Genomic DNA, 14191 nt, shown 5'->3' with positions numbered 1-14191 from the left:
CACGCAAAGTTTTGCTCCTGATGCCGATCAAACCGGACAACGCACGGAACGGCCAACCATCCGCAAGCGTTGAAAGATCAACCAGAAACGAGGTTGAAAGGAGCAGGACATGTCTGGAATCAAGCTGGAGCACGATGCATGGGTGGTCGTCGCAGATGGTGAGAAGGCGCTGTTCCTTCGCAATGAAGGCGATGCGAAATTTCCGAATCTCGAAGTGTTTCGCGAGATGCATGACGACAATCCGCCAACCCACGAACAGGGCACCGACAGGCCTGGGCGCTTCAACGACGGACCCAATGTTCACCGCAGCGCTGTGCAGGAGACCGACTGGCACCGGATCGAGAAGGAACGTTTCGCGAAGGAGGTCGCCGAGCGACTCTACAAGTCCGCGCACCGTGGCGATTACAAGCGGTTGGTGATCGTCGCCCCGCCGATGGTTATGGGCGAGGTCCGCAAGGAGCTCCACAAGGAGGTCGAGGACCGCCTCGTTGCCGAAGTGTCGAAAACACTGACGAATCACACGATCGACGAAATCGAGAAAATCTTGACGGCCGACTGAGTGGCTGCTCGCATTCTCAGGGGTGCGTCCTTCGAGGCTCGCTGCGCTCGCACCTCAGGATGAGGGATGTAGTCTGATCGTCTACGACGTCGTGGGCTCGATGGATTTCTGAAGAACGGCCCTCGAACCCACCGGCTCGCCGGAGCGATGCACAACGGTCCTCATCCTGAGGTGCGAGCGCAGCGAGCCTCGAAGGACGCACTAAGCCAAGGATCAGCTACTCCGCGAGGAAGTCGCGCAGCATGGCGATCTCGAAGTCGCTGGCAAGCGTCGGGGCGTGGCCGCAGTCAGGCATGATCTCGAGACGCGGCCGCGGCCCGCGCCGCACCATGTCCTCGGCAATGCCGGCAGGCAGCACGTCGGAGCTTTCGCCCCGTATCAGCAGCGTTTTCGCGGTGATCGCGTCATAGGAGTCCCACACGTCGAGATCCGACTTGTGGTGCGTGAATTGCGAGACGATGTTGGGATCGTAGTGGACCGTAACGCGCCCATCGTCGGTCCTGCGCGAGGAGGTGTCCGCCATCCGGCGCCAGAAGGCATCGGTGTTGCGGCCGAACGGCGCATAGTTCTCGCGCAGCCACGCTTCCAGTTCGCCGATCGTGTCGTAGACGGGCGGGTTGCCAACATAGGAGGCGATCCGTCCCGTGCCGGCCTCTGGTATGTCGGGTCCGATGTCGTTGATCACGAGATGGGTAATACGCTGCGCGAGCGGGCCCGCCGCAAGCGTGACGCCGATCAGGCCGCCCATCGAGGTGCCGACCCAGCGCAGGTCGCCGATGCGGTAATGGTCGAGGACCGCCAGCGCCGTCTCGCCGAACACCCGATAGGAATAATCGACCGTGTAGTCGCGCGCCCAGCTCGACAGGCCGCGCCCGAGCGTGTCGGGGCAGATCACGAAATAGGCGTCGCTGAGCGCCTCGGCGGCTTCGTCGAAATCACGGCCGGTGCGAGCAAGTCCGTGCCACATCACCAAAGCAGACTTTTGCGGATCGCCCCATTCGGTGACGTGCACCTCAAAGCCGTCGCAGTTCACATAGGTCGAACGCGGGGTCATTTGGTGCCTCCCTTGCCCATGAGGGTGCCGGCAATGCCAGCCGGAAAGAAGTAGACGAGCAGGATGAAGACCACGCCGAGCCACAGCAGCCAGCGGTCAGGGTTCAGCAGGTCCGGTATCAGCGGCACGTCTGCGGTCGCCGCCGCGCCGGCCGCCATGAGGTCCTTCAGGTAGAATTGTGCCAGCGTCATGATGACGACGCCGATCACCGCGCCGAACATGGTGCCCATGCCGCCGATGACCACCATCAGCAGTATGTCGAGCATGATGTCGAAGGAAAGCGCGACGTCAGGGCCGGTATAGCGCAGCCAGGTCGCCCGCACGACGCCGGCAAGGGCGGCGACGACCGCCGCTATGCAGAAGATGGCGGTGCGATAGGCCACGACACGATAACCGATCGCCTCCGCGCGCATCTCGTTTTCGCGGATCGCCTCCAGCACCGTGCCCAGCGGTGAGGCGACGATGCGCAACATCGCCAGGAACAGAAACAGCGAGGACAGGAAGACGAAATAATAGAGCGCGACGCGGCCGTTCAAGGCTACCCCGAAAATGCGCATTGCCTTGCCGTCGCTGCCCTCGATCAGCGTATTCGCCGGCGAGAAGAATCGCGGGATGGAGTAGGTCATTCCGTCCTCGCCGCCGGTAAAGTCCGAAAGCTGGCTCGCCAACACCATCATCACCGAAGCGGCGGCAAGCGTGATCATGGCAAAAAAGATCGCCTTGACCCGCAGCGACAGCAGACCGATCAGCACCGCGAGCACGAGTGCCGCAATCACGCCGAGCGACCCGCCAAGCAGGATCGCGTCGAAGCCCGCGCCCATGGTTTTCAGCGCAATCGCCACCCCGTATGCACCGAGCCCGAAAAACATCGTGTGGGCGAAGGACACGATGCCCGTATAGCCGATCAGCAGGTCGTAGCTCGCCACCAGAACGATGAACACGCAGATGCGCGCCGCAACCTCCTGCGCCCGCACGTCGGGAAACAGGAACGGCGCGAACATCAGGCAAAGCCCGACCGCAAGCACGACGCCATAGACGATGAGCCTGCCTACCGGAACGCGGCGATCAATCCTGTGACCGGTGATGGCTGGCGTCGTTGCTGTCATGTCGCTCACCCCTTCACCGCCGGCTTCAGTCCGAAGGGTCGCCACAGCAGGATCGCCATCATCAGGATCATGTTCGACGCCAGCGACATCTTCGGAAACAGGAAGGCCACGTAATTCGCCATCAGTCCGACGAGGATCGCGCCGAGGAGCGAACCCTCGATGGAGCCAAGCCCGCCGATGATGACGACGATGAAGACGAGGATCATCATCTCCGAGCCGATGGCGGTCGTGATCAGTCCCTGATACCCGGCCCACATGGCGCCGCCCATCGCGGCCAGCGCGGAGCCTGCCATGAAGACGGCGATGAACAGCCGGTCGATCCGGAAGCCGAGTGCCTCGACCATTTCCCGGTTCTCGACGCCGGCGCGGATCAGAAGGCCGATGCGGGTTCGATTGAGCGCGAAATGCATGGCGATATAGACGACGAGCCCGAGGGCGAAAGCGAAGATGCGGTAGAGCTCGATGGCCACGTCGCCGATGACGATCGAGCCGGTCAGCGCAGCCGGGCGCGGCACCGGGATCGGCGCGCCGCCCCAGATCATCAAAATGAGTTCCTCCGCCACGATCAGCGCGCCCATGGTGATGAGGATCTGGCGCAAATGGTCCTTGTAGACCGGCTTGACGATGACGCGCTCGAAAGCCCAGCCTGCAAGCGCACCGAATGCGGTGGCAGCCGCGATGGCCGCCATCAGTGCGACGATGTTCATGGCCGCGCTGCCGCCCGACACCCAGACGCCGAACCATGCAAGCACGCTCGCTGCAATAAACGCTCCGAATGAGACGAAGGCCGAATGGCCGAAGTTGAGCACGTCCATGAGGCCGAAGATCAGCGACAGACCGGACGCCATCAGGAAGATCATCATGCCCATGGCGAGACCGGCGACGGTCAGCGTCATCCATGTCGACGGCCGGCCGATCAGCACGAAGGCGATAAGGCCGAGCACGACCGGCAACAGCATGACGCCGCCGAACCGTTCGAAGGTGGTGGAAAGCGTTTTCATCATCTCAATGCGCTTCCATCGACAGGCTGAGGAAACGGTTCTGGAGCGCCTCGTCGGCCGCGAGCTCGGCCATGGAGCCGCGATGGACGATGCGGCCGTCGTCGATCACGGCGACGGTTTCGCCGAGCGCGCGGGCAAAGAGGAAATTCTGCTCGACCAGCAGGATGGTCGTCTCGCGCGCGATGTCGCGGAACGCATCGATCATCGCGCGGATGATCGCAGGCGCCAGCCCCTTGGTCGGCTCGTCGATGAGTATCAGGTCGCGCCTCTCGATGATCGCGCGGGAAATGGCGAGCATCTGTTTCTGTCCGCCGGAAAGCGCATAAGCCTGCCGATCCCAGAACTTCTCCATCGCAGGAAAGAGTGTGAAGACGCGTTGCAGCCGCTCGTCGTCGAACCGCCCCCCGGTCGCGGCGAGGCGCATGTTTTCCTCGACCGTGAGGCCGCCGAAGATACCCATGTTCTCGGGCACGAACGCCACGCCCAGCCTGGCGATGTCGGGCGTCCGCATGGCGGTGATGTCCTGACCGCGGAATACGATCCTGCCGGACCGCGCCCGCCAGAGCCCCATGATCGTCCGCAGCGTCGTGGTTTTGCCGGCCCCGTTGCGGCCGAGTAGCACGTGCACGCCGCCCTCCGGCACGTCGAGCGAAACACCATGCAGAATGTGATATTGCGCGATGTCGGTATAAACATCCTCGATGCGCAGGATCGGCGCGCTCATGCCACCTCCTCCGCCCCGACGCCGAGATAGATCTCGCGCACAATCGGCAGCGCCATCACTTCGTCGGGCCTGCCGTCGGCAACGAGTTCGCCATTGTGCAGCACTACGATGCGGTCTGCGAGCGCGCGCACCACGTCCATCTTGTGCTCCACCAGCAGAATGGTCTTGGAACGGTCCTTCCTGAGTTCGGCGACCAGCTCAAGGATGGCGGGCGCCTCGTCGACCGACATGCCCGCCGTCGGCTCGTCGAACATGAAGATGTCCGGTTCCATCGCCATCAGAAGCGCGACCTCCAGCTTACGCTGGTCGCCGTGCGGCAGGGCCGCAGCGGGCAGATGCGCGACGGCGGCCAGCCTGGTCGCTTCGACGAAGCCATAGGCCTTTTCGCGTATGTGGATAAGTCCGGCGGCACGCGTGAAGATGCGCGCGCCCTGCCCCGCGCGGGCCTGCACGGCAAGCCTCACATTCTCCAGCACGGTGAGTTTTGGAAACAGGTTAGTGAGCTGGAACGCGCGCCCTATGCCACCCTTCGCGCGCGCCGACGGGGAGAGCGCGGAGATGTCGTCCTCGCCCTTGAAAATACGACCCTCGGTCGGCTTCAATTGTCCCGAGACGAGGTTGAACCACGTCGTCTTGCCGGCCCCGTTCGGTCCCACGATCACCGTCAGCTCGCCCGGCTGGAACGCGCAGGTAACGCCGTTGACCGCCGCATGGCCGCCAAAACGGATCGTCAGGTTTTCGGTGCGGAGTGAGGGGTTCATCGCAAAGTCTTCGTGTCGGGGCCAACGCCCCCTCCACCGCCTTCGGCGGTCCCCCTCCCCCGTAAACGGAGGAGGATCCAGCGTCGCGGATGTCCGCGACCTCGGTTCCTCCCCTGCGAAGCGGGGGAGGGGGACCATGCGAAGCATGGTGGAGGGGGTGTTATGAGGCCTACTCCTGATTGTTCCGGCCGACCGGAATATCCATCTCTTCGGCCTTGATCTCGCGGACCAGTTCCGGCACCGCCCAGTCGACACCGTCCTCGACCTTGATCTTGAAGTGGTACATGGACTGCAGGGCCTGGTGGTCCTCGGGCCTGAAGGTCATCTGACCTTTCGGCGTGTCGAAGGTCATGCCTTCCATGGTGGCGATCAGGGTTTCGGTGTCCCACTCCTCGGCCTTTTCGAGGGCGGTGACGATGGCCATGGCAGACGCCATGCCGCCGGCGGTGAAGAAGTCGGGCGGTGAGCCGAAGCGTTCCTGATGCTGCTCGACGAGCCAGTCGTTTACCGGATTGTCCGGCGCCTCGTAATAATAATAGATCGCGCCTTCCATGCCCGGCACCTGCTTGTAGGCGACGAGCGCCGGCAGGATGTTGCCACCGGTGGAAAGCTCGATGTCGTAGCGGTCGAGGCCTGCACCGGCCAGTGGCGTCATCGCGTCGATGCCGGCGACGTAGATCATGATGACCTTGCGGCCGGGCTGATCCTTCAGCGCCGCCGTCAGCCGCTCGATCGTGGCGGTGAAGTCCGTCGTCTGCTGCGGCACATATTCCTCTGCAACGAGGTGCGCGCCGGTGCCGTCTAGCGCCGCCTTGAAGGCCGACACGCCGTCACGGCCGAAGGCATAATCCTGCGCCAGCGTCGCTACGTAGAGGTTCTCGTCCGGATTGAGGGCCAGCGCCTGCGCCTGCATGTCCATGGACGAGTTGCGCGAGGTCTTGAATACGTAGCGGTTGGAATCCGGTCCGGTGAGGCCGTCTGCCACTGCCGGCTCGACGAGCAGGATCTTCTCGTATTCCTCCGCGACCGGCAGCATGGCCAGCGCCACGCCCGAAGACGTATCCCCGACGGCGATCAGCGCATCGTCGTCGCCATAGGCTTCGGCCAGCAGGGCGCGGGCGACATCGGGCTTGAACTGTGTGTCCTTGACGATCAGCTCGATCTTGCGGCCCTTGACCTCCATCGTGCCGTCGGTGGCGTATTCGAGGCCGAGTTCAAAGCCGGTATGGGTCTGCTTGGAATAGGCTTCCAGCGGCGAACCCGACAGGCCGTGAAGCAACGCGATGCGAACCGTGTCGTCCTGCGCGAGGCCCGGCGTGCCCGTAAGCGCGGTCGCCACGGCCAGCGCGGCAAAAAGCTTCTTCATGATGGTCTCCTCCCAGAGTATGACGGAACGCTGCGACTGGCGCGGTTCGGTCTGGCGGCTATTATCGTTTCGGGAAACCGGAACCCGCAATATCGTAGGAATACGAACGGTAGAAATACGCATCATGAGTTGGGCCGAAAACATTCGCGAGCTGGCGTTCGAACATGCGCCGGTCGGGCTCGTGGTCACGGAAAGCCGCGTCATCCGCACCTGCAATCCGCGCTTCGCGGAGATGTTCGGCTATGGGCGGGACGAACTGACGGACCGGTCTTTCGCTATTCTCTACCCGTCCTTCGAGGAGTTCGTGCGCATTCGCGATGTCGGCGTCGCGCCGCTCAAGAAGAACAACCGCTATTCCGACGAGCGCATCATGGCGCGCAAGGACGGCACGCTGTTCTGGTGCCGGGTGCGCGGCCACTCGCTGACGCCGGACGACGACCCGCTGCGCCGCGCGGTCTGGAGCTTCGCCGATCTGTCGGAGACCCGCCCGGTACTCGACCTCACCACCCGTGAGCGCCAGATCGTCATGCATCTGGGCGAAGGCCGCACGTCCAAGGAAATAGCGCGCATGCTCGCCATCTCGCCGCGCACGGTCGAGGCCTATCGCGCGCGATTGTTGAAGAAATGCGGCGCGGCCAATGTCGCCGAGCTGCTGTCGCACCTGTCGACGATGCCGCAATAAAGCGGCAGCTTCAATTTAGTGCGTCCTTCGAGGCTCGCTCCGCTCACACCTCAGGATGAGGACTGTGTTCATCGCTCCGACAAGCTCGGGATGCGAGGGGCGTTCTGTTGAAGTATACCGAGACTGCCGCGAGCGGGCTGAGCAACCCACATCCCTCATCCTGAGGTGCGACCCTGAACCTGTCGAAGGGGAGCCTCGAAAGACGCACGACGGCGCGGCAGCGTCAGACGTGCTGTCCACCGTTGATGTGGATTTCCGATCCCGTCACGTAGGAAGCCTGGCCGGAACACAGGAAAAAGATGATGTCGGCGACTTCCGCCGTCGAACCCAGCCGACGCAGCGGGATCGTCTCGACAATCTTTTCCGTTCCCGGCGACAGGATCGCGGTGTCGATCTCGCCCGGTGCGATCGCGTTGACGCGGATGCCGTGCGGGCCGAAATCGGCCGCCATCTCGCGGGTCAGCGAACCGAGCGCGGCCTTCGACGTCGCGTAGGCGGTGCCTGCGAAGGGATGCACCCTGCCGCCCGCGATCGACGAGACGTTGACGACGGACCCCTTGGCCTTTGCCAGCTCCTTGAACAGGCCGCGAGCCAGCATGATGGGGGCGAAGAAATTGACCTGGAACACGTCGCGCCAGACATGCATCGGCGTCTCGATCGAGTTCATGCGCGCGCCGCCCTCCAGCTTCGGCGAAATCGCGGCATTATTGACGAGCGCGTCGAGCTGGCCGCCCTCGGCCTCCAGCCGGTGGCGTATCTCGGCCACGGCCTGCCCCACGTCCTCCGGGTCGGAAAGGTCGACCTTGATGTGATCCTCCGGGCCTGACGGCCAGGGACAGTTGTCGGCGAATGCCTGCCTGGAACAGGTGATGACGCGCCACCCTTCGCCCGAAAAGCGCTTGACCGTCGCGTGGCCGATACCCCGGCTTGCGCCGGTCAACACCAGTGTCTTGCGGGGGTCGGCGTCGGCCATGGCAAATCTCCTCGCCGCTATCTAGCGGAAGCCGTTACCCAAAGCGAGTGCGCAAAGACGCACATCAATTGCCGAGGATGATGTCCATAATCGAACCGACGGGCTTTGGCGCCTGCCCGCCCACTTCGGCCGGCGGTGTCGGTGCTCCGATCGACGCCGTATGCTCCGCTTCCGGCTGCGCGCGCAAAATGTCCTCGACCTGCGAGAGCACCCGCCCGTTCCAGTTGCCAGGCAGGTTGGCGACCGGCACGCCTTCATGCGCGGCAGCCATGAAGTCGTTCCAGGCCGCAGCGGGCAGCGAGCCGCCGGTGATGTTCTTGGTCGCGGTCCCGTCGTCGTTGCCGAACCATACGCCCGTTGTGAGGTTCGCGGTGTAGCCGACGAACCAGGCGTCGCGCGAGTTCTGCGTCGTGCCGGTCTTGCCGGCCGCCGGCCAGCCGAAGGCCGCGCGCCGCGCCGTGCCCTGTGACACGGTCTCGGTCATCATGGCGTTCATCATGCCGACGATTTCCGGGCGCACCACGCGCGGCCCGCTGGTCGACCTGTGCTGGTAAAGCACTTCGCCGCCGGCGGTGGTGATCCGCTTGACGAAGTGGATGTCCGGTCTGAAACCGCCATTTGCAAATGGCACATAGGCGGCCGTCAGCTCCAGCGGCGTGACCTCCGACGTGCCGAGCGCGATCGACAGGTTCGGGGTGAGATCGGATTCGATGCCCATGCGCCACGCGGCCTCGACGATCGCCGAGGCTCCCACTTCCTGCGCAAGCTGCACCGCCACGGAATTGAGCGACTTGGACAACGCCGTGCTCAGCGAGACCTGACCGTAGTATTTTTCGTTGTAGTTGCGCGGCGCCCACTTGCCGATGCGGATCGGCGCATCGTTGCGCATGGTGTCGGGGAACAGCCCCTTTTCGAGCGCGGCCATGAAGACGAACGGCTTGAAGGCGGAGCCCGGCTGCCGGCGCGCTTCCGAGGCGCGGTCGAACTGGCTCGTGGCGTAGTCGTAGCCGCCGACCATCGCACGCACCGCGCCCGAGGCGTCGATCGACACCAGCGCGCCCTGGCTGACATTATGCTCCTTGCCTTCCTCGTCGATCAGGCGGCGTATCGAGCCCTCGGCATAGGTCTGCAGGACGAGGTCGACGGTCGTCTCCACGACGATGTCCTGCCGCACCTCGCCTATGAGCTGCGGCAGCTCTTCCATGATACGGTCGGCGAAATAATGCTCCGAACCTGTCCAGTAGGCGGTGGCACGGACGGCCGGCGTGCTCATCGCGGTCGCAAGCTGGCTGTCGCCGATCATGTCCTGGTCGCGCATGGCGGCAAGCACGAGCTGGGCGCGCTGCTCGGCCGCCTGCGGGTCGCGGGCCGGCGAAAGCCGCGACGGCGCCTTGAGCAACCCCGCCAGCAAGGCAGCTTCCGACAGCGAGACGTCGCGGGCGGACTTGCCGAAATAACGGCGCGAGGCCGCCTCCACTCCATAGGCGCCCGAGCCGAAATAGACCCGGTTCAGATACATCTCGAGGATCTGGTCCTTGGTGTATTTCTGCTCCAGCCACAGCGCCAGCAGCACTTCCTGTACCTTGCGCTCGATGGTTCGCTCCGGCTTGAGGAACAGGTTCTTGGCAAGCTGCTGGGTAAGCGTCGAGCCGCCCTGGCTGAACCGTCCGCCAGCGACATTAACAAAGACCGCGCGTGCCAGGCCTATCGGGTCGACGCCGAAATGGGAGTGAAACCTGCGATCCTCGATCGCCATCACCGCCTGCGGGATGAAGGGCGACATCTCGTGCAGGCCGACTGCCTCGCCGCCGGTCATGCCGCGATTGGCGACGAGCTGGCCGTTGACGGCGACAATGCGCACGTTCGGCGGCCGGTCGGGTATTGCCCATGTGGTCGCTGCCGGCATCTGGGCGCCGTAGAAGGCAACGAGGCCCGCGGCGGCGATGCCACCCCAGATACCCATAACCATCATCCAGTAGACGCCACCGCGCACGAGGCCGAAGACGCCGCGCCGCTTCTTCTGTCTTCCGGAGCGCGAACGGTTTCCGGACGGTTGCCTGCGGGTCGATCCGCTCGCCGCCTTCTTGCGGGTCGGGGCTGCCTTGCCCTTTCGCGCTGCAGGCACCACGCGATCGTCTTCGCCGACGAAAAACACCGAAGCGTCGTCGTCTCGCGATCCTCCACCGAAGGTCGGTTCTATGCGCGTGTTTCGATTTCGGCTGGCCATCCCGTCCGCGGGTCCGATCTCAGTCTGTGGGCACCGGGTCGGGTGGAGAGTAAATGCGGCCATTTAAAGGGGGGTTAAGACGACAGATCGCGATAGTCAGGGATTTCAATCGCTTGCGAGGATTCTTATGCGCCGGGAGGACGCCGCCGATGTCGGAGCCCAGACCGCTCTATTGTGCTGTCTTCATTTGCGCAGACTGTTCGCTCATTCCCTCGCCACCGCAACCTGCCGCATCGACAGAGCAAACTGGAACGCTTGCCGCGCCTACCGTCCTGCCATCCTGTCGGAAATGGATGTAAAGCCGGTTTGCCTCCGGATCGAACGGGATCGCCGTTCCTTGAGGGCCGACATACGCTGCCAAGGTGACGAATTCACCCGCTTCGGCCGCGAAGGCAACAGACGATCCCTTCGCGCCGATGCATGCGCCGGTACCTGCATCCGTGCGACAGATCGAAAGTCCGGCTGGCAGTGCCTTCGGTAACCCCTCTGCCGACGACAGAGCGAGGTGGGCGGCCAGCATCGCACGGGCGCCGACATTCTTGACCGCCACGGCCGCCACGCCGTCGCCATCGGTCGGGATGCGGAGGACACCATCGTTGTTGGAAGTCACCACCACGCTGACGAGATCGACCTGTGCGGCAGCCGTCGCGCGCGCGCCAGCGACACCATCCACCGAGAGGCCGGCGAAAGGCGCGGTCTGCCGGCCGGGCAGTGACCGCCCTGCCAGCTCCGATACCGAGCTTGAGGCATGTCTTCCGCCGCCGCGCACGGTCATCCTTATCTGACCTGAATTGTTGCCGTACCCGCCCGCGACTGCGATCTGGTACTGGGTGCCGGCGATACCATTGAAAGTCACGCGTGAACGCCGGCCCAGATCGGGTGCATCGTCGTTGTGCGTGACGACACGCAGGCCGCCGGCCGAGCGACCTGTATAGACCGCCAGTACGGTGTTGAAGTTGCTGCCTCTTGTGTCGATGGTGATCTGGCCGGAAGTGGCGGGCGTGTAACGCCACCACACGCTGTTGGTCGCGGCCGGATGGTTGGCATGTCGCGGTTCGCGGAATTCGTTGGTCGCGTTGATGTTGTGCCCGGTCACGGTACGCGGCCCGAAGAGAGCGCCGTGCGGCGAGATCACAATGCGGTTGGCGAAGGTGTCGTTTATCGCCGGCGGATTCACCGCATATCTGCCGCCGCCGCGGATTGTCATACGTATATGGCCAGAATTGTTGCCGTAACCGCCGGCGACCGCGACCTGGTACTGGGTGCCGGCAATGCCGTCGAACACCACGCGCGAGCGCCGGCCGAGGTCCGGAGCATCGTCGTTCATTGCAACGACGCGGAGGGAACGCGACCCGCCGGTGTAGACCGCCAGCACGGTGTTGAAGTTGCTACCTCTGGTATCGATGGTAATTGGACCGGAGGTGGCGGGCGTGTAGCGCCACCACACGCTGTTGGTTGCGACCGGCCGGTTCGCATGTTGCGGTTCGCCATATTCGGCTGTGGCGTAGGTGTTGTTGGCGGTGACGGTGCGCGGGCCGAAGATCGCGCCGTGCGGCGAGATCGCGATGCGGCTGGCGAAGTTGTCGTTGGGGGGCGGATAGTGATCTGTGCCCGCGCCACCATATACCGAGAGTCTGATGCTTCCCTCGTGATTGTTTCTGCCCGCCACGGCGATTTTATACTCGACGCCAGCTACCCCATCGAAAAAGCGAGAGCTGCCAGAAGAGTAAGTTACCTCCTCCGTCAGCGTCTCGATCGTATTTCCTGAGTATACGGCCAGCACCAGCGCTGTATTGGGACTGCCTGTCGTACTGACTGATATCTGCCCGGAGCTTCTTGGAGTGTAGCTCCACCACACGCTATTGCGGGCGCTGGCCGTTCTGGCGTGCACGGGCTCACCTGCTTGCGTGGTGGCTCCCGCATTGGTTCCGGTAACTACCCGGACCCCATAAAGCTCCGTAGGCAACGCAATGGCGATGCGGTTCTCGAAATCGTCATTAGGAGGCGCCGGCGGGGCGGGCACGTCGTTGTCTTCAAGCACCAGACGGGCATCGTTCACACGGATGCGGGGCTTCGTGACGCCTGCTGATGAGATGCCCTGACCTGTCGACTTCAGGGCATCTTCGATCATGTCAACCGTTGCGCCGGGGTAGGCCTGACGCAATGCCGCGAAAGCGCCGGCCACATGAGCCGCAGCCATGGACGTACCGCTCAAAGCCGCGAAGCGCGAGTTGTCTGTGCCGTCGATATAAGAGGATATGATCGAAGAGCCAGGCGCCACCAGATCTATCAGGCTGCCCCAATTGGAGAACGTCGAGCGGACATCGGCCTTTGTAGAAGAACCGACGGTAATCGCGCTTGAAATGCAGGCGGGCGCCGCCACTTCATTGTCAAACCCATTATTTCCCGCGGGGATCACCGTTGCCACGTACGCGGCCTTGAGCTGGTCGATGATCGGTTTGCGGGCGTCGCCGTCGCAGTGCCCCGCGTTCTGACCTTCGCCAACGCTCATGCTCACTGCGGCGATATTGTATGTGTTGCGCTGACCGTAAACATAATCGAGCGCTCTCAACTGATCGCTGGCGAAGGCTCGCAAGCAACTGTTGTATCCGGGAACCAACGTGCCACACGCGCTAGCTGGAAGCAGAGAGAAGACGTTGACGGATATGATCTGGGCGTTCTTGGCTACGCCGCCTATCGGCTCGTCCGCGTATACGTGGTAGCCTGCCGCTATGCCCGCGACATGGGTACCATGGCCACAACCGTAGGTGTTGGCGGCGATGCAGTCCTCGGCCGAGCCTAGAGCCGTCGAATAGTCGTAGCCACCGGGACACCGGCTTATCGAACCTTGAACGCCGCTGGTGTTGAAGCAGGCCTCGGCGGAGACGCTGGCCCTGAGGAACTCGTGGCTGTTCCAGGTTCCGCTATCGAGAACGGCAACGCTGTAGCCATGCCCCGAGGCACGACCGGCATACATGGCTGGCATCTGTATCAGGGGCAGGGTGTCGCTAAGCAGAGGCGGATCGAGCCTATCCTCGACAATCCTGGTGACATGGGGATCGCTCGCCAACCGCGATATCTCAACTGCGTCAGCCAGAATCGCAAACGCTGGCGAAAAATTCAACCGCTTCAGATTGCGTTCGCCACCGGCGACGAGGGATGGCGCACCGGCTGAGAATGCCGCATTCAGTATCTTGTCTTGCGAAGCGTGTATCGCCTTCATGCGCGCTCCGTCGGCAGCCTCCGGAAGCTCGAAGCCGGCAGCGTTTGGCAACGCCGGCATTTCAAACTGCACGATGACGGGCAGCTTCGTGCCCGGATTGGCAGCCAGCTTCGCCCAGAGCGCGTCATGATCTTCCACTTTACGGACAAAAGCTGCAGGAGCGGCATCCAAAGCCGGCGACGATGTCGCAGCCGACACGCCGACACCGATCAACATGCCAGCAGCAATCGCTCCCAGCAAATATCTACTCCGTGAACCAGCAGTACCGCGCATAATATCCCCCGACAACTTCCTGATGGAAACCGGAAAGTCTGTCGACGAGACCGGAATGTAGCAGCCGACGGCAGCACCGAGCCTCAACCCCAGATTTTATCCGCCACTCGATGCAACATATCGGGCAGCCTACCGATGTCAATCAAAACGGACGAGGTTCGCAGCACGGCCGAACACTCCAACGGGCCGGCGACCCTTCTCCATGGCGGCAAAAGAACACCGAAGCGTCATCGTCTCGCGCG

Annotated in this window: 11 protein-coding genes; 2 read left to right on the top strand and 9 right to left on the bottom strand. The window is 63.3% G+C overall.

Going from position 1 to position 14191, the window contains the following annotated elements; genetic code table 11:
- Positions 1-109 precede the first annotated feature (109 nt).
- The gene (locus ACVJNE_RS17285) at positions 110-559 is read left to right on the top strand and encodes a baeRF12 domain-containing protein (protein WP_368801929.1); all 450 of its coding nucleotides are present in this window, start codon (positions 110-112) and stop codon (positions 557-559) included.
- Between the two features lie 217 nt (positions 560-776).
- Here ACVJNE_RS17285 and ACVJNE_RS17280 read toward each other — a convergent pair whose 3' ends face one another.
- The 6 genes from ACVJNE_RS17280 to ACVJNE_RS17255 all read right to left on the bottom strand — a co-directional run bounded on the left by ACVJNE_RS17280 (position 777) and on the right by ACVJNE_RS17255 (position 6571).
- The gene (locus ACVJNE_RS17280; RefSeq protein ID WP_499567550.1) at positions 777-1613 is read right to left on the bottom strand and encodes an alpha/beta fold hydrolase; all 837 of its coding nucleotides are present in this window, start codon (positions 1611-1613) and stop codon (positions 777-779) included.
- Complete coding sequence (locus ACVJNE_RS17275) at positions 1610-2719, bottom strand: branched-chain amino acid ABC transporter permease (RefSeq protein ID WP_499567548.1); 1110 nt, start codon at positions 2717-2719, stop codon at positions 1610-1612. The genes ACVJNE_RS17280 and ACVJNE_RS17275 overlap by 4 nt, the downstream gene beginning before the upstream one ends.
- A 5-nt stretch (positions 2720-2724) precedes the next feature.
- Positions 2725-3723: a branched-chain amino acid ABC transporter permease gene (locus ACVJNE_RS17270; RefSeq protein ID WP_499567546.1), complete on the bottom strand. Its 999-nt coding sequence runs from the start codon at positions 3721-3723 to the stop codon at positions 2725-2727.
- Between the two features lies 1 nt (position 3724).
- Positions 3725-4444, bottom strand: coding sequence for an ABC transporter ATP-binding protein (locus tag ACVJNE_RS17265; RefSeq protein ID WP_499567544.1), 720 nt, complete (start codon positions 4442-4444; stop codon positions 3725-3727).
- On the bottom strand, positions 4441-5205 hold the full coding sequence (locus ACVJNE_RS17260) for an ABC transporter ATP-binding protein (RefSeq protein WP_499567542.1): 765 nt from the start codon (positions 5203-5205) through the stop codon (positions 4441-4443). Before ACVJNE_RS17260 ends, ACVJNE_RS17265 begins: the two co-directional genes overlap by 4 nt.
- Positions 5206-5374: 169 nt before the next feature.
- A complete protein-coding gene (locus tag ACVJNE_RS17255; RefSeq protein ID WP_499567540.1) occupies positions 5375-6571 on the bottom strand; it encodes a substrate-binding domain-containing protein in 1197 nt (398 codons plus the stop codon).
- 124 nt (positions 6572-6695) lie between these two features.
- Here ACVJNE_RS17255 and ACVJNE_RS17250 point away from each other — a divergent pair, with 124 nt between their 5' ends.
- The gene (locus tag ACVJNE_RS17250; RefSeq protein ID WP_499567538.1) at positions 6696-7253 is read left to right on the top strand and encodes a LuxR C-terminal-related transcriptional regulator; all 558 of its coding nucleotides are present in this window, start codon (positions 6696-6698) and stop codon (positions 7251-7253) included.
- 223 nt (positions 7254-7476) lie between these two features.
- Here ACVJNE_RS17250 and ACVJNE_RS17245 read toward each other — a convergent pair whose 3' ends face one another.
- The 3 genes from ACVJNE_RS17245 to ACVJNE_RS17235 form a co-directional block, all read right to left on the bottom strand.
- On the bottom strand, positions 7477-8226 hold the full coding sequence (locus tag ACVJNE_RS17245) for an SDR family NAD(P)-dependent oxidoreductase (protein ID WP_499567536.1): 750 nt from the start codon (positions 8224-8226) through the stop codon (positions 7477-7479).
- Positions 8227-8290: 64 nt separating this feature from the next.
- The gene (locus tag ACVJNE_RS17240; RefSeq protein ID WP_499567534.1) at positions 8291-10453 is read right to left on the bottom strand and encodes a transglycosylase domain-containing protein; all 2163 of its coding nucleotides are present in this window, start codon (positions 10451-10453) and stop codon (positions 8291-8293) included.
- A gap of 169 nt (positions 10454-10622) precedes the next feature.
- On the bottom strand, positions 10623-14036 hold the full coding sequence (locus ACVJNE_RS17235; protein ID WP_499567532.1) for a S8 family peptidase: 3414 nt from the start codon (positions 14034-14036) through the stop codon (positions 10623-10625).
- Between the last annotated feature and the right edge of the window lie 155 nt (positions 14037-14191).

The sequence above is a fragment of the Mesorhizobium sp. DxT genome (genome assembly GCF_058448885.1).
This window is presented reverse-complemented; position numbering and strand designations above follow the sequence as displayed.

Excerpts from the sequence above, each read along its gene's own strand:
- ACVJNE_RS17285 (WP_368801929.1), top strand. The coding sequence starts at position 110 with ATGTCTGGAATCAAGCTGGAGCACGATGCATGGGTGGTCGTCGCAGAT.
- ACVJNE_RS17280 (WP_499567550.1), bottom strand. The coding sequence starts at position 1,613 with ATGACCCCGCGTTCGACCTATGTGAACTGCGACGGCTTTGAGGTGCAC.
- ACVJNE_RS17275 (WP_499567548.1), bottom strand. The coding sequence starts at position 2,719 with ATGACAGCAACGACGCCAGCCATCACCGGTCACAGGATTGATCGCCGC.
- ACVJNE_RS17270 (WP_499567546.1), bottom strand. The coding sequence starts at position 3,723 with ATGATGAAAACGCTTTCCACCACCTTCGAACGGTTCGGCGGCGTCATG.
- ACVJNE_RS17265 (WP_499567544.1), bottom strand. The coding sequence starts at position 4,444 with ATGAGCGCGCCGATCCTGCGCATCGAGGATGTTTATACCGACATCGCG.
- ACVJNE_RS17260 (WP_499567542.1), bottom strand. The coding sequence starts at position 5,205 with ATGAACCCCTCACTCCGCACCGAAAACCTGACGATCCGTTTTGGCGGC.
- ACVJNE_RS17255 (WP_499567540.1), bottom strand. The coding sequence starts at position 6,571 with ATGAAGAAGCTTTTTGCCGCGCTGGCCGTGGCGACCGCGCTTACGGGC.
- ACVJNE_RS17250 (WP_499567538.1), top strand. The coding sequence starts at position 6,696 with ATGAGTTGGGCCGAAAACATTCGCGAGCTGGCGTTCGAACATGCGCCG.
- ACVJNE_RS17245 (WP_499567536.1), bottom strand. The coding sequence starts at position 8,226 with ATGGCCGACGCCGACCCCCGCAAGACACTGGTGTTGACCGGCGCAAGC.
- ACVJNE_RS17240 (WP_499567534.1), bottom strand. The coding sequence starts at position 10,453 with ATGGCCAGCCGAAATCGAAACACGCGCATAGAACCGACCTTCGGTGGA.